General features: G+C 69.6%; 19 protein-coding genes. 8 read left to right on the forward strand and 11 right to left on the reverse strand.

Annotation, left to right across the window (positions count from 1 at the left end; genetic code table 11):
- Positions 1-173: 173 nt before the first annotated feature.
- The 8 genes from F4556_RS07520 to F4556_RS07555 form a co-directional block, all read right to left on the reverse strand.
- Positions 174-506 (reverse strand): hypothetical protein, encoded by a 333-nt coding sequence (locus tag F4556_RS07520; RefSeq protein WP_184912732.1) that lies wholly within the window; start codon positions 504-506, stop codon positions 174-176.
- Positions 507-579: 73 nt separating this feature from the next.
- Positions 580-1,449: an IS5 family transposase gene (locus F4556_RS07525; protein ID WP_184912734.1), complete on the reverse strand. Its 870-nt coding sequence runs from the start codon at positions 1,447-1,449 to the stop codon at positions 580-582.
- A gap of 44 nt (positions 1,450-1,493) precedes the next feature.
- On the reverse strand, positions 1,494-1,865 hold the full coding sequence (locus F4556_RS07530) for a hypothetical protein (RefSeq protein WP_184912735.1): 372 nt from the start codon (positions 1,863-1,865) through the stop codon (positions 1,494-1,496).
- Between the two features lie 175 nt (positions 1,866-2,040).
- Complete coding sequence (locus F4556_RS07535; RefSeq protein ID WP_184912737.1) at positions 2,041-2,562, reverse strand: SCO4225 family membrane protein; 522 nt, start codon at positions 2,560-2,562, stop codon at positions 2,041-2,043.
- Between the two features lie 310 nt (positions 2,563-2,872).
- Positions 2,873-3,688 (reverse strand): CHAP domain-containing protein, encoded by an 816-nt coding sequence (locus F4556_RS07540; protein WP_184912739.1) that lies wholly within the window; start codon positions 3,686-3,688, stop codon positions 2,873-2,875.
- 67 nt (positions 3,689-3,755) lie between these two features.
- A complete protein-coding gene (locus tag F4556_RS07545; RefSeq protein WP_246512047.1) occupies positions 3,756-4,646 on the reverse strand; it encodes a peptidoglycan-binding protein in 891 nt (296 codons plus the stop codon).
- Positions 4,647-4,902: 256 nt separating this feature from the next.
- Positions 4,903-5,337, reverse strand: a complete 435-nt coding sequence (locus tag F4556_RS07550; protein ID WP_184912741.1) for a hypothetical protein — start codon at positions 5,335-5,337, stop codon at positions 4,903-4,905.
- Positions 5,338-5,622: 285 nt separating this feature from the next.
- Positions 5,623-5,892, reverse strand: coding sequence for a hypothetical protein (locus tag F4556_RS07555; protein WP_184912742.1), 270 nt, complete (start codon positions 5,890-5,892; stop codon positions 5,623-5,625).
- 858 nt (positions 5,893-6,750) lie between these two features.
- Here F4556_RS07555 and F4556_RS07560 point away from each other — a divergent pair.
- The 5 genes from F4556_RS07560 (at position 6,751) to F4556_RS07580 (ending at position 10,987) form a co-directional block, all read left to right on the forward strand.
- Positions 6,751-7,725, forward strand: a complete 975-nt coding sequence (locus F4556_RS07560) for a helix-turn-helix domain-containing protein (protein WP_184912744.1) — start codon at positions 6,751-6,753, stop codon at positions 7,723-7,725.
- 222 nt (positions 7,726-7,947) lie between these two features.
- A complete protein-coding gene (locus F4556_RS07565) occupies positions 7,948-8,409 on the forward strand; it encodes a hypothetical protein (RefSeq protein ID WP_184912746.1) in 462 nt (153 codons plus the stop codon).
- Between the two features lie 602 nt (positions 8,410-9,011).
- Positions 9,012-9,428, forward strand: a complete 417-nt coding sequence (locus F4556_RS07570) for a spore-associated protein A (protein ID WP_184912748.1) — start codon at positions 9,012-9,014, stop codon at positions 9,426-9,428.
- A gap of 96 nt (positions 9,429-9,524) precedes the next feature.
- Positions 9,525-9,968, forward strand: a complete 444-nt coding sequence (locus F4556_RS07575) for a peptidase inhibitor family I36 protein (RefSeq protein WP_184912750.1) — start codon at positions 9,525-9,527, stop codon at positions 9,966-9,968.
- Between the two features lie 266 nt (positions 9,969-10,234).
- Entirely contained in the window at positions 10,235-10,987 is a 753-nt protein-coding gene (locus F4556_RS07580) for a hypothetical protein (RefSeq protein ID WP_184912751.1), read from the forward strand.
- A gap of 38 nt (positions 10,988-11,025) precedes the next feature.
- Here the strand turns inward: F4556_RS07580 and F4556_RS07585 are convergent, their stop codons facing one another.
- From F4556_RS07585 to F4556_RS07595, 3 genes are all read right to left on the reverse strand, one after another.
- Positions 11,026-11,991 (reverse strand): hypothetical protein, encoded by a 966-nt coding sequence (locus F4556_RS07585; RefSeq protein ID WP_184912753.1) that lies wholly within the window; start codon positions 11,989-11,991, stop codon positions 11,026-11,028.
- A 121-nt stretch (positions 11,992-12,112) separates the two neighbouring features.
- The gene (locus tag F4556_RS07590; protein ID WP_221503549.1) at positions 12,113-12,529 is read right to left on the reverse strand and encodes a hypothetical protein; all 417 of its coding nucleotides are present in this window, start codon (positions 12,527-12,529) and stop codon (positions 12,113-12,115) included.
- A gap of 86 nt (positions 12,530-12,615) precedes the next feature.
- A complete protein-coding gene (locus F4556_RS07595) occupies positions 12,616-13,701 on the reverse strand; it encodes a polyprenyl synthetase family protein (RefSeq protein ID WP_184912755.1) in 1,086 nt (361 codons plus the stop codon).
- A gap of 220 nt (positions 13,702-13,921) precedes the next feature.
- On the opposite strand from F4556_RS07595, the gene F4556_RS07600 reads away from it, so the two are divergent.
- From F4556_RS07600 to F4556_RS07610, 3 genes are all read left to right on the forward strand, one after another.
- A complete protein-coding gene (locus tag F4556_RS07600) occupies positions 13,922-14,428 on the forward strand; it encodes a hypothetical protein (protein ID WP_184912757.1) in 507 nt (168 codons plus the stop codon).
- Positions 14,429-14,701: 273 nt separating this feature from the next.
- Positions 14,702-15,958, forward strand: coding sequence for a helix-turn-helix domain-containing protein (locus F4556_RS07605; RefSeq protein ID WP_184912759.1), 1,257 nt, complete (start codon positions 14,702-14,704; stop codon positions 15,956-15,958).
- A gap of 216 nt (positions 15,959-16,174) precedes the next feature.
- Positions 16,175-18,124, forward strand: coding sequence for an AfsR/SARP family transcriptional regulator (locus F4556_RS07610; protein ID WP_184912761.1), 1,950 nt, complete (start codon positions 16,175-16,177; stop codon positions 18,122-18,124).

The following is an 18,124-nucleotide window of genomic DNA, read 5'->3' on the forward strand; positions in this document are numbered from 1 at the left end:
TGCTCGTCTTCGTCGTCGTGTTCGGCGTTCTCGTAGTGGAGGAGCCGGCACCCATACCGGTGCTGAGGCCCAAGAGGTCGCGGGCGGGGACGGTTGGGGCGAGCGGTGTCCGCATCGAAGCCGTCTTCCCCAGCTTCGTCCGGGTACTCGGCGAGCAACTCCTAGGCCGTGTTTTAGAAGGCGTCGAAGGTGCCTCTGGTTGGCCGTCCGGGGAAGCTTCGGGCGGCCAGCCAGAGGATGAGGTCGCGCGCGATCGTGTGGATGCTGGTCTCGGTGACCACGTCGTGTTCGCGACGGCTCGCGTCACGGCGGACGATCTCGTATCCGCCCTTGTCGAGGACAGCGACCGAGAGGTACCAGATCGGGTCGTCCTCGTCGGGCTGGATGACGACGAACGTGTTGTCGGTGTCGTTGAGATCGTCGACCAGCATGAAGATGGCGTCTTCGGACGGGTCGTCGATGTGGTCGCCGTTCTCGCTGTCGGCGCAGTAGTAGTCAGCGGCCACCGGTCTCTCCCCTGTGCGACACCCCGCTCCGGGCTCGCGGCCAGCATGGCACGCGAGCCCGACACATCGGTTCTCACAGCCACTGGTTGATCGCGGCGACGAGGACGGCCGCCTCGAAGCGGACGGCGAGTTTGTCGAACCGGGTGGCCACCGCCCGGTGCTGCTTCAACCGGTTGATGCCGCACTCGACGGCATGGCGGCCCTTGTAGTCCTCTCGGTCGAAGTGGGGCGGACGTCCCCCGCTCGCGCCGCGCCGCTTGCGGTTACGGATCTGGTCGGCCGGCTCCGGGATGGTGCACAGGATGCCGCGTCTGCGCAGGTAGGCGCGATTGGCCTTGGACGAGTACGCCTTGTCGCCGCGCACTCGAAGCGGCAGGGTGCGGGGGCGGCCGGGCCCGGTCCGGGGCACGCGTATCGCGTCGAGCACCGCTTCGAACTGCGGTGAGTCCCCGCGCTGGCCGGCCGTGACGAGGAGGGACAGCGGCTTCTGCCGTTGCTCGCAGGCCAGGTGAATCTTGGTCGTGAAACCGCCTCGCGACCGGCCCAGTCCGTGGTCCGCGGGCTCCTTGCCCACGCCGCCTGGCGGCTCCTTCTGCGCGGCCCCGTCCCGCCGGGCGCCAGCGGCGTGTTGGTGGGCTCGGCAGATCGTGGAGTCGACGTTCACTTCCCAGACGATCAGCCCCGCCGCATCGGCCCGCGTCTGCAGGCCAGCCAGGATCTGCTGCCAGATGCCCTGACGCTGCCAGCGGCGGAACAGGCCATAGATCGTCTGCCAGGGTCCGTACTCCGGCGGAACGTCCCGCCACGGAGCTCCCGTCCGCACCCGCCACCGAATCCCGTTGACCAGCCTGCGGCGCGACCTCGCCGGACGACCCACCCCGGCCATCGGCAGCAACGGCTCCAGCACAGCCCACTGATCATCCGACAGATCCCCACGCCCCATCCACAGAGCCTGGCATCACGCCGGACGACCTTCCAAAACAGCCCCTAGCCGAGCGCTGCCAGGGTGAGGCGGGCGCCGGTGATGCCGCCGAGGACGACCGTCTGGACGGTGGGTTCGGTGTGGACTGCCAGCCAGGGGTTCTCGTCGGTGCCGGGGTGGAGGACGAACTCGGGGAAGTCACTGTCGGTGGGCGCGGTGACGGGGTCGGCGTCGAAGACCAGGACGTCATCGCGCTCCGACCAGTCCTGGAGTCGCGGGTTGGCCTGGGGGTAGGCGAAGGCGTTGGGCTCCGCCGAGGGGACCGGCTGCGGGGGGTCGTGGACCCAGCTCGCCGCCGTCGTTCCCTCGGGCTGCTCCGGGGTGAGCTGTCCGTGCCCGGCCGGGTCGGCGCCGGGGGCGAGGAAGAGGGTGAGCACCCGGGGCAGTTCGGCCGGATCGCCCAGGCGGGGCGGCCGGACAGTTCCTCGACGTCACGCCACTGCCAGGGCGCGCAGTTGTCGTACCAGCCGACGGTCTGCAGCACCGGGACCGCTCGGTGGTCGAAGGGATGGCCGGCGGGCCGGCGGCGCACCCGCACCTCCTGAGGGAAGGTCAGGACCCGGCCCGACCTCGGCCGCCGGCGAAGCGATCGCCACTGGCGACAAGCTCGTGACGGACCTGCGCGCTCCTCGCGTCGCGCCGCCGCACCACGTAGCGGAGCAGGGCCCAGATCGCCGTGGCGTTGACGAGGGCGCTCACCAGGACCGCGCCGTAGAAGCCGAATTCGGACCCCATGTCGAGCTTGGTGTCGATGGACGTGTCCGGTGCCACCCAGTCCGAGGGGCGCGGGGCGGACTCCGGCATGAACTCCGTGGGCAGCGGCTCGGGGGGCGGCTGCGAGCCTTCGTAGCCGGGCCCCGCGACCGGGGACGACTCGTCCAGGGCAGCCGCGGCGGGCCCGAAGGTGCTCAGCAGCAGGAAGCTGACCGGTGCGGTGGCGAGGATCGGCCACACTGCGAAGAGCCCGATGTCGCCCGTCCGGCTGCCGACCGCGACGTAGACCAGCATCGCGACCACCAGTGCCAAGTACCCACCGGGCACCCACATCTCGGGCTTCGACCAGCGCCGCACCATGGCATTCACCGTTCCGTTCCGCTTCGTTCGACCTGCGCCCAGTCTCGACGCTGCCGGGGACCGCCACCTGAGTACGCCTACTCATCCTGCTCGGCCCTGAGTACCTGGTCAGAGCCGTGCACGCCAAGAGCAGGTCGAAGCCCCGTCGGTAGGTGACCTTTCCAGGTCGCCTACGTTCGACGGGGCTTCGTTGTGTACCTCTGCGGATCCGGCGGGCGGGTCACACCGCCGTGGCCTGCTCACTCACAAGATCATCCCGGCTGTGGAACTGCCCTTGGTTCGGGTTTGCCGGTGTCCTGCTGGTGGTTGCTCAGAAGTGGAGCATGTACTGGAAGGAGGACTCCGCGCTGCTGACCCGGAGGTGGCTGCGGGTGCCGTAGCCGAGGGAGGTGTTCCAGTTGTACTCCTCGACGTCGAAGGAACCGTCGGAGTAGACCGCGTTGACGTAGGCGACGTGGCCGACGTTGTGGGTGTCGTTGACGGCGATGGCACCGACGGTGGGAGTGGTGTTGACGGTGACGCCGACGCGGCGGGCGGCGTCGTCCCAGGTGCCGGCGTTGCCCCAGGTGGTGCCGCCCCAGGAGTTGCTGAAGTTCGGGACGCCGAGACGGTCGGCGATGCGGAAGGCCGCGAAGGCGGTGCAGTTGTTGGCGGCGAAGCCGCGGGTGCCGTGGTCGAAGTCGTTGGTGGGGCTCTCGTTGCCGCCGCCGTCGCTGCCGAGGAGCTGGTGGGAGGCCTCGTTGTTCTTCAGCGTGGCGTTGAGGTTGCCCTTGGCACCGGAGGCGAAGTCCTGGCTGGCGCCGGCGTAGCCGCTGTTGAAGTAGACGCGGACGGTCTTCCCGGTGCGGTTCCACACCGATGCGGCGTTGTTCTTGACGCAGACGCCCTGGCCACTGCCGCCGCTCTTGAACTCGTAGCAGCTCGGCTGGGTGGCCCCGTAGTCGCTGATGGAGCCGGCGAAGTCGGAGACCGAACCGCCCTGGTCGCTGTTGTAGTAGAGGCAGAACTCCCCGGAGTCGCAGACGCCGTCGCGGGAGGCGGCGAAGGCGGGGGTGCTGGCGACCAGCGGGACGGCCATGGCCAGTGCGGTGCCGGCGATGGCGAGCGTGGTGCGTATGTTCTTCAAGGCTTGTCTCTATTCGTAACGTGTTATTGACGGGTTGTCAGGTCGTGCGAGGTGGAGCCGAGCGCGGTCAGTGGGTGCGCTGGTACTCCTCCCAGGTCTGGATGGGGATGCGCGGGCCGTCGTCGGCGCCGTGGTTGGCCAGGCCGTTGAAGCCGAGGTAGTAGTCACCGGTCTGGTTCTGGGCCTGGGTGGCCAGGTCGGTGTCGCTGATCGCTGCGGCGTGGATGTGCCACGGCCAGTTGCCCTGGGTGGGGCTGCGGACCCAGGCGGCGAATCCGACCTGGCGCAGTGCCTTGGCGACGGCGGTGCGGGTGGTGCTGGACATGCCGTCGACGTTGATGTCCACGACGCCACCGCCGTCGTGGGTGCCGGCCGAGGTGGGGTCGCCGCCCGGGTTGTACGAGCCCTGGTCCAGGGTCAGGTGGATGCCGGCGAGGCGTTCGGCCTCGGTGAGCATGTTCTGGGTGCGGGTGTCGACGGTGTATCCGTCGCGCTGCACCTTGGCGCCGGCTCCGATCGTGCGGGTGAGGGTGAACCGGCCCTGCCCGAGTGCGGTGAGGGAGGTGACACCGGGCAGTCCGTTGGCGTCCAGGCCGGTGTAGCCGAGGGAGCGCTGGAAGGCGGCGTAGGCGGTGACGGTGGTGGTGCCGAAGTACCCGTCCACCCGGCTGGCGTCGAGGAGGCCGCGGGCCTGCAGGGCCTGCTCGACGGCCAGGACCGAGTCATGGGCCCCCGGGGTCTGCGTGCTGTCGGCGCGGCGGGGATCGATCTGGGCGGCCAGGACGGTGGCTTCCATGTTCACCACGGGCAGCGCGGTGGCGACGGCCGCCGGCGCCTCGGCGGGGAGCGGCGAGGTCGCCGCCTGGGCCTGTGCGGCGCTCAGCACCAGGCCGCTCAGGACGGCGACAGCCGTGAGCAGTCGGGTGGCGGTGGTGCGGGTCTTGATGGCGGATGCCATGGGGTGGTTCCTTACTGGTTCGGTGGAGGATCGGCCCTGACCTGGTCCCGGTGTCGGGCACTGGCGGGCGAGAGGTCTGGTGGAGGCGCCCGGCTGGGCAGCGCTCAGCGGCACCGCTGGTGGGTGCGGCCGTGGGTGACGTGGTTGCCGCGTTGCCGCGGAGAAGGCGGCGTCCGCGCAGGCGCACTTGTCGCTGACGAGTCGTCAACTGCCCTTGCGGGAAACGGTGTTACGGCGTTCTACGTGGGATGAAGGGTCAGCAGCGGACGTCGGTCTTGACGGCGACCTCGCCGGAGTACGGAATGGGGCCGGTCCCGTTCCAACCCAGGGCCTGGGTGCACTCCGAGAGGGTGTCGGCGCCGAAGGACCAGATCTCCACGTCGTTGTGACCGCACCGGGGGTCCTGAACGTGCGAGCCACCGGTGACGATGGCCGCGCACACGTCCCAACTGCTGTGGGCGGAGCGGTAACCCTGCCACACGTACACGTAGGAGTAGTTCTTGCCGCAGCCCTTGTACTGCTTCACCGACGCCATCGTCTCCCCGCCGACGTTGAGGTAGGCGGTGCTGCCGATCTGCGTGACGCTGGAACAACCGGAGGGCGTGGCGGCGGCCTGGGCGGTACCGGGAACCGCGATGAGCGCCGGAACGGCAAGGGCAGCGACGGCGGCGATCTTGGTCAGGATACGCATGGCGGAACAACCTTCTTTCAGGGAAAGGGATTTGAGGAGATGCCTTCGGGCCGCCGAACGCAGCCGGCCAGGGACCTCAGGGCGCGCGGACAGCGGCGGATGAGGCGGAAGAATGTGTGGTGACGCCCGCTGCGCCGGCGGTCTCAGGCGCGTTGATTTCTGAGCGGGCGTCAGATACCCGGCCGACCCTGGGTGTTCGGGCGGAGGCGGGCAAGTGGTTCTCAAGTTCCCGGTGCGGCTGTGCTCATGTGGCCGGGAGAGCCGTGGGCTCGGTTCGTGGAGGTCCTACGTCGGGACGAGGCGCCAGCCGCGCAGGGCCGGCGTGTGCCGCAGGGCGCGTTCGCAGACGCGGCGCAGGTTCGCGATTGCCGCATCCGGAGTGGCTGCGATGATCGCGGCGGCGATGTGAAAGCGATTGAGGTCGACGCGGGAGCGGATGTGTTCCACCCGGTCTTCAGGTTGGCTGTGGAGCCAGATCAGATCGGTGACCGCTTCGGCCGTCAGCTGCGATGGCGCCGGATCGGGACAGATGAGCGTCACCGCGACCAACTGCACGGAAGCCGGTCAACTCTGTGCGGGTGGTGCGGGGCGAGGGCTGTCCCAGTCGAAACCCGAGGCGGTGACGGTGCCTTGGCCGGCCGAGCGATCTGCGACGACGTCGCTTACGACGGTGACACCCAGGCCGACGGTGAACGCCACGACCATGGCAGCGCATACAACGCGTATCGAGTGACCCACGACTGTTCTCCCCTGTTTCGTAACCAACTGCTGTGCAAGTGAATGGTTCGCGGAACTCGCCCCGGTTTCTTGTGGCGCTTTCCGCTGCTGAGAAAGATCTTGCCGTCCACGCAGGGCGGTGTCACGACTACAGGGCTGGCACCAAGTCGCCTGGCAACTAGGTGCAAGATCATTTAGAGGCCGTCTCCTTCGGCGCGCCGAGTGAGTGGACGGCGTATCCGGCACGACCTGGGCCCAACTACCGTCCCGCTTCGGCCAGTTGGACCACATCGCACACCGGCGGGCCACCGAGTGGGGCAAGGCCAGGGACGACGCCGGCCGGGCAGGCTCCACGGCGTCGAGGTCTACGACCATCGCTTCATCCGCACCATCCTGAGACGGCGTCAGATCCCGGCCCGCATCGCCCGCTGCCGCATCGACTCCTCCCACCGCCTCGGTCGGCACCGCCGGGTGATCGAGCGCACCGCCGCCCAACCGGACCGCCACCGTCGCCCAACCGGACCGCTACCGCCGGCTCAACCACCGCCGCGAACGCAAAGCCGACCACTTCGCCGCAATCCTCATCTGCACCCGCAAAACCCCCAAATGCGATGAATTCTCAGTCCACAGAAAAGCATTGCGTCTCCGGCCACCATGCATCGATGATGATCATCATCGACATCGAGAGGGGGCGCGGTGCTGCAAGCACTCGGGCTGAGCGCACTGACGGAGAACGTCTACCGGACCCTGCTGGCCGAGCCGGACTGGGGGGTCGACCGGATCGCCACCCACCTGCACCTGTCGGAAGCAGAGACACGTGAAGCACTCGACGAACTGCTGGAACTGACGCTGCTTCGGCCCGCGACCGACTCCCATGCACTGCGGACCGTCAGCCCGGAGGTCGGACTGACCAGGCTGCTCGCCCAGAACCAGAACCAACTGCTCCTTCGCCAGCAGCAACTGGAGAGCACCCGGACCGCGATCGCCGCCCTGTCCGCCGAGCACATCGACCGACGACCCGATGACGAGATGGTCGTGCGGCTGGACTCCCTCGACGCCGTCCGTGACCGCCTCGAGGAACTCGCGGCGACCGCTACCCAGGAATGCCTGTCCCTGATGCGAGGGGGAGCCGTTCGCCCCGATTCCATCCAAGCCGGCAAACACCCCAACCAGCTGGCGCTGGAGCGCGGAGTGGTCATCCGCAGCATCTTCCAGGACAGCTTCCGCAACGACCCCGAAACCCTCCGCTATGCCCGGTGGTTGGCCGATCTGGGCGGTTTGACGCGCACCGTGCCGTTACTGCCGATACGACTGGTCATCGTCGACCGCAGCATCGCCCTGGTCCCGACCGACCCCAGTGACGGCCGCCGCGGCGCACTGGAACTGCACGGCGAGGCCCTCATCCAGCCCCTGTGCGCACTCTTCGATGAACTGTGGCGCAGCGGAGCCGACTTCGGTCAGCCCGCCCCCCGTGACGATCAGGACCTCACCGGGTCCGAGCGCGCTCTGCTGCAGCTGCTGGGCCATGGCCACACGGACCAGTCCGCCAGCCGCAAGCTGGGCCTGTCCCTGCGGACAGTGCGTCGGATGATGCAAGACCTGATGAACCGTCTGGGCGCCGAAAGCCGCTTCCAGGCAGGGGCCGAAGCCGCGCGGAAGGACTGGCTGTGACCCCGAAGCACCGACACCGAGGGGCACGTCGAGGGCTTGCCGCCTCCGTCGACCGACGGCGAGCTTGCGCCCCCTGACCCCGCTCGCCGTGTGCGGGTCTTGTGACCATGCGTCAAAAGGCCATGGTTCGAGACGGTTTAGCCGATTGCCATGTGCACGCAAGCATCGGTACGTTCACCCAGCATCAAGATCGACATTGCCGAACGATCCTGGGAGACAGTCATGCGCAAGGCCATATCCGTACTCACCGCCGCACTCGCCCTGATCATCAGCGGCTTCACCTTTGCCCCCGCGGCCAGCGCCGGCACCTACGGCTGCGGAGGCAGCCTCGTCGACACCTACGACGTCCGGACCAGCGGCGGCACCAAGTACGGCCAGGTGAACCTCTACTACAGCACCGCCGACGGCGGCACCAACTGCGCTGTCACCATCGACACTTACTTCGGCTCCGGCGTCTCCAAGGACATGAATGTCGTCGTCGTCAAGTGCGTCGCGGGCAGCGCCCAGGGGTCCATGTGCGACGTTGGCGACAGCCGCATCGACCGCGGGTACTACAGCTGGTACGCCGGCCCCGTCGCGGTGACGGGCACCGCCTCTCGCTGCGTCCGCGTCCTCGGATACATCGCGAACCCGTCCGACTCGTCGGCGTACGCCAGTGTGGCCACCAGCGCGGCTCACTGCTGACAGCACCTCGCCCCATCCGGTCGTGCCCCCGCCTGAACTCGGCGGGGGCACGACTCGTTTGCGGGGACGGTACTCACCTTTCGAAGCCTGCGTGAAGTCCGCCGCCCGGATCCCGAGTTGCTGTTCTCGGCCATGCGAGGAAGTGGCGCGCCGGCACATTGTCAGCCTGTGCGGTCGCGCGCGAAGTGCCTGGCCAGGGGCTGGATGGCCGGGGACACAACGGGCCGATTCAAGCCGCCCGGTCGTGTCGATTTCCCGCCATTCGGGGACGGCGTCGCAATGCCGTTTGACCTGAATGCCGGAATCACGGCACCAAGGGGCGAACACCAGCCGCCCGTCCGACAGTGATCCACATCATGCTTGAGGTCGAAGTGACCGAGGGGCAGGGCCTTTTCCCATTCCCCAGCAGCAGTCGGTGCGAGATCCGACTGTTTTCCACATGCTCTCTACACATGCGAGTCAAATGCCTCGACCGCTTGTGCAATTGGCGAAAAAGCGCCGCCATGGACCCGCCGAGCTCTCATACGATCATGATCATGAAACACAGGGTCGACAGGTCCACCGAAACCGGTCGGCAATCGACCCGACTACGCGGAGGAATCATGAAGGAGAGCTTCAAGCGAGTCGCCACTCGCGCCGGGGCGATGGCCGCAGCTGTGGCCGTCACCACCCTGGCCGTGCCGACAGCAGCTCACGCCGCGTCCTACAACGGCAAATGCGGAGCCGGCTACAACGTGATCGACTCGATGTCGATCACGACCCTCGGCACCGTGTATCTGACGTACAACAGCGCGACCACTCAGAACTGTGTGGTGACCATACGCAACAATCCGGGCACCTACATGTACATGAACGCCGCGGTGCAACTGACCGGGCTGGACTGGACCCGACAGTACGACCCGGGTCAGTACAGCACCTTCGCCGGTCCCGTGTACCTGTACGCGTCGGGCAAGTGCATCGACTGGGGCGGCGAGATCGGGAGCGTGTACGCCCAGCAGATCAACGTCCACTGCGGCTGACCGGCGACGGTACGCCTGGGCCACCCGAAAATAATCAAGAACATGAGGGATTCAATGCTCTTTGCCCGTAAGGCACTTGTCACTGCGTCGATAGCGATGTCAGCCGTTGTCGGCGCCCTCGCCACCGCCTCTCCGGCGAGCGCGTCGATCTCGACCGGCTCGTACGGCGTCGAGGACTGTGACGCCCAGTGCGTGGTCCTCTACTTCAACACCGGCTACGGCGGCTCGCACACGGTGATTCACTCCGACACCCCCACCGGCGGCGAGGGCATCCGCGACCTGGCCGGTTACACCTTCCAGAGCGGCGGCGCCGGGCAGGGGCAGAGCCTGAAGAACAACGCGGCCTCGGCGAAGGCCCGGGTCTGGGGTATCGACGCCAGCGTGACGGTTTACTTCAACAGCGGCTACGCCGGCCCCTGCGACAAGTTCCACCACACCGAGTACCCGTCCGCCTGGCAGCTCTCGAACACGTACAACGAGAACGCCTCGGTGTACTTCCGGAACGTTCCGATCAACCAGGGCTGCGTCAACTTCGGTTGAGTTGAGTCGTGAATTCGTGGCGGCCGCGTTCCCACGCGGCCGCCATATTCCTTGTGGAGAGGTGGATGACTGTGGGAAGACAGGGATTGCCGACCGGGGCATCACGCGCTCTTGTGATGGTCGCGGCCGCGCTCATGGCGACGGCCTCCTGTTCGGCAAGCGACGGGGGCCGCACCGGCGGTGAGCCCGGCAGTCAGGGCGCGGACGTTCGCACCTCGGCAGCGCATTCGCCAGCACCTTCGGCAGCGCCCTCGGGCCGGGTTTCCATGCCCATCGAGAGGTTCGCTCTCACCGCCGAGGAATCCCGCGCGGTTGATCGGGCCAAGGTCCTCCTGGCCAACGAGTGCCTGGGAGGGTTCGGTCTCGACTACCGCATTCCGGAGCACCCGCCGCTGGCTGCCGAATCCTCCAGGCGCTACGGAATATCGGACCGCGAGGTCGCCCGCGACCACGGGTACCACCTCCCTCCCCCGGCCGGCGGGACAGACGTCCCCAAGCGGCCCACCGAGGCGCAGGAAGCGATCCTGTTCGGAGCGACTCGTGCGGGAGACCCGCAGTCGACGAGTCCCGACGGCCGCCCGATTCCACCCGGCGGCTGCTACGGGGCTGCCGAGGCCAGGCTGGACGGCGGACCTCGCCCTGAGTCCGACATCGCCGCCGCGTCGGTCATCGACACGGAGAGCTTCAAGCGCTCCCTGGAGGACACGACGCTCGGACAGGTCTTCCGCGCGTGGTCGACCTGCATGGAACGCCACGGCTACCGGTACCAGAACCCCCTTGCCTCCGTGGGCGATCGGGCGTTCGACACCCCCGAGCCGACGCAGCAGGAGAAGGCCGTGGCTCTGACGGACATGGACTGCAAGACCGAGACGGATCTGCTGAAGACCTGGGGTGCGGTCGAGGCGGAGATCCAGACGCGCATGATCGAGGAGAAGTCCGCAGCCCTGAACAGGCTGAGCTCCTTCCAGAAGCGCAAGGTCGGCCTCACCCATGAGGTGATCGAACGTCTCGGCCACTGATCAGGTGGCGGGCCGAGGGCCGCGGGTCGCCCGGGCCGTCACGCGATCAACACCCGCTTCGCCGCGGCCACTTGAGCCTCGACGCTCGCCTTCGCCTTCGCCATGGCCGCGGCGTTGTCCTTGATCGCCTGCTCCTGGTAGGCGAAGTCGACCGCGTACCAGACACCCACCACGTTGTGCTTCGTCCGGCACGCCGCGTCCGCCGTCGCCACCTGCAGCTCCCGCTGCGAGGGCAGCGGCGCGTTCCGCCACTCCGGGTCGCCGATCGCCGCCAGCGGATCCGGGTAGTCGTGGCCGCTGTCCTTCATGCACTGCGACCACTTGGCGAACACCGACCTGGTCCGCTCGTCCTCCTGGGACTTGCGCAACGTCGTGAACTTGATGTCGATGGCGATCTGCGCATCGCCCATCCAGCCGTCCACCGCGCCGGTCAACTGCTTCCTCACCTCGCCGATGCAGCCGTGCTCCGGCACCGTCCGGCCGTTGACGACCTGCCCGCCGGGACCGAATCTCTGCTTCGGGTCGGAGGTACCCCGCTCGACGACGACCATCTCCGGTGAGGTCGGCCGGCCGCCTGCGGCCGACCCGGCCGCAGGTGCCGGGAGGCCACCCTCCGAGTGGTAGCCCCACTTCGCCATCAACACGGCGCTCTGGCTCCCGTAGCGGCCGTCCACCCGGGTGGTGGGGGCATCGCTGTCCCGGTGGGGTTCGGACGAGGCCGGCGGTGCGTAGATCAGCCCGAAGCCCTGCATGCAGCGGGACATGAGCTCCTGTTGCGCCCTGGTGGACGTGGACACCTGATCCGGGTTCAGCAGATAGGCGTCGAGCGGCAGCGGCTGGTCGTTCGCCGACTCGAGCGTCGGTATCGCGGACACCGGCGGCGGCGCCTCCGGCCCGCCCCGCCGGTCGCTGCCGGAGCTCGGGGCCGCGGTGCCCGCACAGCCGGCCAGGAGAAGCGGCAGGACGATCAGAAAGGCGGCAGAGCGGCGCGGGAGACTGGGCACGGGGATGTCTTCTTCTGGATCGGCGGGACGGGCTGGACGAGCAGGTGAACCGCGTCGGTCTCCGTCCGGGTGCCAGGACGGAGACCGACGCGAACGCTTGGGCGGCGTCAGCTCAGGGTCATCACGCCGAGCCCGACGCGTTGTTGTTCTTCAGCGACGCGTTCAGGTCCACGGTGGTGTACGGAGCGATGGTCTGGCACGCGACGCGGCAGTCGTAGTTGCTGTTGTAGTAGACGACGAAGTAGAGGTCCATCCAACTGTCCACCGCCGCCGCGTGGTTCTTCACCTCGACGCCGGCGCCGCTGCTGCCGTTCTTGCCGGCCTTGAAGTAGGAACCCGTGTAGTTCCCGATCGGCGATTCCTGCATGAAGTAGGCGCCGTACCCGTAGCTGCTGGAGTTGTAGTACAGGCACACCTGGCCGGTGGTGCAGTCGTAGGCCGGGGCGGGTGCGGCCGACGCGGGTGCGCCCGTGGCCAGACCGGTGGCCAGGACGCTGCCGGCCACCGCGGCCGCCGCTATGAGCTTCTTGACGCGCATGACGTTCCTTCCTTCGACGCCGGAAATGTTTCATGATCACTGTTCATGACCGCCGTATCACCGCCGTAACGCCTCCACGGCGGGAGTCAGTGGTCGCGGGCCGCGGTCCAGGCCGGCATGTGCTCGAAGAAGGTCACGGCGTCCGCGCGCCAGCGGGTACGCCAGGCGCCTGCGACGGTGGACGCCTCACGCGCGTAGCGGTCGGCGTCGGCCTGCACCGAGCGGTCGACGCCGTGCCGCCGCGCGATGGCGCGCACGCGGTCGAGCGTGTCGTCGTCGCACTGCGGGTCGCCCAGGGCCGCGTCCAGGACCTTGCGCTCGGACCCGTCGGTGTCGGCGGCCAGCAAGGCGCGGACGGCGTAGCTGCGGCGGCCGGAACGGAGGTCGGAGCCGAGGGACTTGCCGACCACGGCAGGGTCGCCGAACAGGTCGAGCCAGTCGTCGCGGAGCATGTTGGCGATCCCCAACGCGGTGGCGTAGCGGCGCAGTTCGCGGTCGTACGGTGCCGGGTCGACGTCCGCGGCGAGCAGCCCGAGGCGCAGCGGGGCCAGGATGGAGTAGCGGGTGGTCTTGAACTCGGTGACCGCGTGCAGGAAGTCGAGGTCGGGGACAGGGCCGAAGTCGCGTTCCAGGTCGAGGAACTGGCCGATGACGGTGGTGGCGCCGACGTCGGCCTGCTCGGCGGCCATGGCCGCGGCGCGGCCGGGTGGCAGGTCGGAGGTGAGCAGGACCCGCAGCGACAGGAAGGCGGCCAGGTCACCCGCGAGGACGGCCAGGCCCAGGGCGGTGTCGGGCCGGTCCGGGTACTCGTCGCGGTAGGCGTACGGCACTGACGGTGCGCCACGGCGCACGGCCGAGCCGTCGATGATGTCGTCGTGGATCAGGCCGTGGGTCTGCAGCAGTTCGATGCTGATGGCGGCTTCCTCCAGACCCGGCACCGGTTGGTCGGTGACCAGCGCGGCGGCCTCGTGGAGGACCGTGACGCGGAGGCGCTTGCCGCCGCGCAGCGACATGTCGCGCAGCAGGTCGAGCGCACGCGCGGGAAACCTTCCGTGCTGCGGCCCGTCGAGGGCTCCGCCCGCAGGGTCGGTCAGGGTGTCGAAGTACGCCGCGAAGCGGGCGTCGAACCGGCGCTGGTGCTCGGCCGCGCGCCGCAGGGCGGCAGTGATCATGTGGTCCACCGGCCCAGACTTCCACCCACCCCGCCACGAGCGCCAACTCCCGGGCCACCTGCGCCGGACGAAGCCCTGCCGGGCCCCGTGGTGGTGTGACAGCGGGGTTATCCGGCTGATACGCGCCCTTCCTAGGGTGCTCCCGAAGTGGACCGGTCCTGCCGGTTCCGTACCTCCGCCGCGCCGCATCGTCGCGCGGCCGCCTTTCGGAAGGACCCTCGTGATCACCAGCAAGTCCGGTCGCTCCACGGCCCGCAGGCGCCTCCTGCGCACCGCCATCGTCGGCACGGCGATCGCCGGCGCGATCGGTCTGACCGCCACCACCGCGTCGGCCACCGCGTACGTCGCGAGCTTCACCCTCGCCCAGGCCGACTGGACCGCCGGTGACAGCGTGGGGGCGGACAACGGCATGTCGCAGTTGGTGCTCCAGTCCGACGGCAACCTGGTGCTCTACAAGTTCACCGGAGCGGACAGCTACCCGGTCTGGGCTTCGGGGACCAGGGGCGACGGCGTCGTGCGGGTCGACTGGTCGCGGTCCGGATACGTCAAGCTCCTCAACTCCTCCGGTGGCATCGTCTGCACCATGGGCGCGCTCAACCCGGCGCCCGGCGGCCACGCCGAGCTCCGGAACGACGGCAACCTCGTCTTCCTCAACAGCAGCGGCAATGCCACCTGGAGCACCGGCACCTCCAGCGGGACCGGCAACCTCAACTACTGCTGGACCTGATCGGCCTGTTCGCCGGACACCTCCGCGACACGCACAGGGCGCTGCCCCGGGACCCCTCCGGTCCCGGGGCAGCGCCCTGTGCGTCCCCGGTCAAGTGCGCCCGCCCCCTGTGCAACAATCTGATGATCAGTCATCTGGGTGCGCATATTGCCGCAGGTCAGCAGTAGGGCCGGCGGGTTCGTGGCAGCTTGACCGGTCACGGGCTGACGGCAACAGAACTGAGGGGGAGTCCGGGGATGTCCGAACCGACCGTGGGCGGCGAAGGGGTGTCCGTTGGCCCGTAGGCCGAGACCGCTCGACCCCGATGGCGGCCCACTGCAGGCGTTCGCCTACGAGCTGCGGTGCCTGCGGCAAGCTGCCGGGAACCCGACCTACCGGGCACTCGCAGCGACCGCGGGCTTCAGCGCCACCACCCTGAGCGATGCCGCCGGCGGCGTGCGCAGGCCCACCCTGGACGTGACGCTGGCGTACGTCGGCGCCTGCGGTGGCGATGCCAAGCTCTGGGAGAAGCGCTGGTACGCGCTCGACCGCCGGCTCGCCGGCAGCACCGGAGCCGACGCGCGGGTCCGGCCGGCGAGTGTCCAGGCCGCACTGACCGTCTCGGAGGTGATCGAGCCGACGGAGGCGGACGCCGAGCACGGCACCCCAGTGGTGGACGCGTTGCCGAAGCAGAGCTTCGAGCCCGAGCCGGTCGACGGCGAGGGTCCGGGGGCACCGCATCGGCGCCGGTGGCGGTCGCAGGCGTGGCTACCCGCCACGGCGGTCGTCCTGGTGCTGCTGCTGACCGGCCTGGTCGTGGACCTCAAGCGCGGGTCCGACGATACGCACCCGGTCTCCGGATCCGGCTGTCCGGTCGGCCCGGCCGGCAAGGGGCTCTTCCAGGGCACGACCTACGCCGGGAGCACCCGGGTCCGCAGCAGCGCCAGCCGCAGCGCACCGGCGATCGCCCAGATCCCGCCCGGGTGCGTGCTCCAGTTCGTCGGCTTCTGCATCGGTGACGCCGAGCAGGACCTGACGGCCGAAACACCCGATGTGCGCTGGTTCAAGCTGAGCGGCGGCGGGCTGGTCTCGTCGGCCGTGGTGCACGGCAACCCGCCGTGGAGGTCGAAGCCGGACCGCTGCCCGGGTGAGTTCCCGGCTCCCTCGTCGATCTCCTTGGCGGTCTCGCCGCGGCCCGCCGAACCCGGAACCGTGGACCTGCGCGCCAGCGGTACCTACCTCGGCGTCGTGGGGTTCGCCGGGTACTTCTCCGACAGCGGCCAGGCGGTACCGGTGCCGCGCTGGCACCAGCTCGGCCTGATCGGCGTCGGCGCCGACGGATTCGTGCTCCCCTGGCGGATCGCCAAGCCGACGGCCGATCAGGGCCCGGTCCAGCTGGTCGCGGTGGCCTGCCTGGGTGGGGACGGCCCCACCGACGTACTGGACGCGCTGACCCTGCCCCCTGCGGCTCCCGCCCAGGCGCAGCCGCTGTCACTGAGCGCGGAGGACCGGAACGCGGCCGCACGGGCCGCCTGCCACTACCCCGGGTAGGGGCTGACCTCACGTCGGTTGTCCGGTTGTCCAACGGTCCGTCAGGACGTTGTCAGGACGGCGGAACGCCGTGCGCTTGTCCGGGATTGACCGTCCATCACCGGTTCGACGGTCCCTGACAACCAACCGTCGCGTTGGATCTTGTCCGTCAGCACGGTGCGCCCGGGAAACCCGCGCGCACCGTTCGGAACACCGACGGCGCAGGAGAACTGGCGAGTGGAATTCGGAATCCTGGGGCCCCTTGTGGTCTGTGACGGAGTGCAGACCCGCACCGTCCCCGGCGGCAGGCAGCGGGCGCTGCTCGCGGCGCTCCTGGTCCGGCACGGGCAACCGACGTCGGCGCAGTTCCTGGCGGAGGCCATCTGGGACGGGCACCCGCCCAGGAGTGCCTCCGCCGCCCTGCGCAACTACGTGATGCGGCTGCGCAAGGCGCTCGGCGCGGCGGGTGAGCGGATCGAGACCACCACCGGTGGCTACCGGATCAACGTCGACGCGCAGGAGTTCGACCTCCGGAGGTTCACCGTCCTGCGCGACGAGGGCGTCGCCGCGCTGCGCCGACAGGACTTCGCACGTGCTGCCACCCGGCTGGACTCCGCCCTCCAGCTGTGGCGCGGGCCCGCGCTGGCCGACATCCCCTCGGACGCGCTGCTCCGCAAGGAGGCCGGGTGGCTGGCCGAAGCCCGCCTGGACGCCGTGGAGGCGAGGCTGGAGGCACAGCTGCGGCTTGGCGCCGACGTCCGGGCACTCACCGCCGAGCTGCAGGCACTCACCACCGAGCACCCGGAGCGGGAGCTGCTCTGGGCCCAGCTCATGACGGTGCTGTACCGCGGCGGGCGCCAGTGCGAGGCACTGGCCGTCTACCAGCGGGTGCGGCAGACGTTGATCGAGGAGATCGGCGTCGAGCCCGGCAGTGAACTGCGCGAGGTCCACCAGCGTGTCCTGCGCGGTGACCCCGACCTCGACGGGCCGACCCGGCCCCGCCCCGAGCCGGTCGGCATCGACTCCCCGAGCGCGGGAGCAGCAGCAGGCGCCGCGGCGGCCGGGCAGCCGGCACCCGACGGCACCGCACACGGTCGGCCGGCCTTCGCCGTGACGCCGTGTCAGCTCCCTTCGGCCCTGCCCGACTTCACCGGCCGGACGTGGGAGATGTCCCTGCTCGCCGGCCGGCTGACCGCCGTGGACCGCACGGCACCGTTCACCGCCGTGGTCTCGGGCCAGCCCGGCGTCGGCAAGAGCGCGCTGGTCGGCCAGGTCGCGCACGCCACCCGGGCCGCGTTCCCGGACGGCACGCTGTACGCCGAACTCCGCGGGACGGACGGCAGCCCGACCCCTCCCGCCGCCGTGCTCCGGACCTTCCTGATCGCGCTCGGCGTTCCCGCCGACCTGGTGCCGGCCGGACCGGAGGACCGGCTCTCGCTCTACCGCTCGCTGCTGACCGGCCGTCGCGTCCTGGTGGTGCTGGACGATGCCCGGGACAGCGCCCAGGTCCGCTCGCTGCTGCCCACCGACCCCGGCTGCGCGGCGCTGGTCACCAGCCGCCACCGACTCGCGGACCTGGTCGGGGCGTTGCCGCTCGCGCTGGACGTGCTGTCAGCGGCGGAGGCCGAGCTGCTCCTGCGACGGCTGGTCGGAACCGCACGGGTGGTGGCCGATCCGCAGGCAGCCGCCCAGGTGGCCACCGCCTGCGGGCGGCTTCCGCTGGCGCTGCGGATCTGCGCCGCCCGGCTGGCCGCGCGGCCCGGCTGGAGCATGCGGCACCTCGCGGACCGGCTGGCCGACCAACTGCTGCTGCTGAACGAACTGCGGGTGGGCAGCCTGGACGTCAGGGCCAGCGTCACGCCCAGCTACCTGGCACTCGACCCCGCCACCGCCCGGGCCTTCCGGCTGCTCGCCACGGCCACCGAGGGCTCCCTCTCGACCCTGCAGGCCGCCCGGGCACTGGACCTCGCGCTGCCGTCCGCAGAGCACCTGCTCGAACGGCTCGTCGACGCACACCTGTTGGTCACCGACCTGCCCGGCCGGTACCGCTACCCGGTCCTGTTGCGGGCCTTCGCCCGCGAGCAGGGCGGCCTGCGGCCCGGGACGGTACCGGCCCAGCAGGACCGGCGTGCCGCCACCGAGCGGCCGGTCGCGCTCACCGGCCCCTGGTGCGCGATCGGCCACTGA

The sequence above is a fragment of the Kitasatospora gansuensis genome (genome assembly GCF_014203705.1).
Taxonomy (GTDB): Bacteria; Actinomycetota; Actinomycetes; order Streptomycetales; family Streptomycetaceae; genus Kitasatospora; species Kitasatospora gansuensis.

Bases quoted from the DNA above. Each gene is read 5' to 3' on its own strand.
- F4556_RS07590 (WP_221503549.1), bottom strand. From the start codon at position 12,529: ATGCGCGTCAAGAAGCTCATAGCGGCGGCCGCGGTGGCCGGCAGCGTC.
- F4556_RS07580 (WP_184912751.1), top strand. From the start codon at position 10,235: ATGCCCATCGAGAGGTTCGCTCTCACCGCCGAGGAATCCCGCGCGGTT.
- F4556_RS07565 (WP_184912746.1), top strand. From the start codon at position 7,948: ATGCGCAAGGCCATATCCGTACTCACCGCCGCACTCGCCCTGATCATC.
- F4556_RS07550 (WP_184912741.1), bottom strand. From the start codon at position 5,337: ATGCGTATCCTGACCAAGATCGCCGCCGTCGCTGCCCTTGCCGTTCCG.
- F4556_RS07525 (WP_184912734.1), bottom strand. From the start codon at position 1,449: ATGGGGCGTGGGGATCTGTCGGATGATCAGTGGGCTGTGCTGGAGCCG.
- F4556_RS07595 (WP_184912755.1), bottom strand. From the start codon at position 13,701: ATGATCACTGCCGCCCTGCGGCGCGCGGCCGAGCACCAGCGCCGGTTC.
- F4556_RS07570 (WP_184912748.1), top strand. From the start codon at position 9,012: ATGAAGGAGAGCTTCAAGCGAGTCGCCACTCGCGCCGGGGCGATGGCC.
- F4556_RS07535 (WP_184912737.1), bottom strand. From the start codon at position 2,562: ATGGTGCGGCGCTGGTCGAAGCCCGAGATGTGGGTGCCCGGTGGGTAC.
- F4556_RS07575 (WP_184912750.1), top strand. From the start codon at position 9,525: ATGTCAGCCGTTGTCGGCGCCCTCGCCACCGCCTCTCCGGCGAGCGCG.
- F4556_RS07545 (WP_246512047.1), bottom strand. From the start codon at position 4,646: ATGGCATCCGCCATCAAGACCCGCACCACCGCCACCCGACTGCTCACG.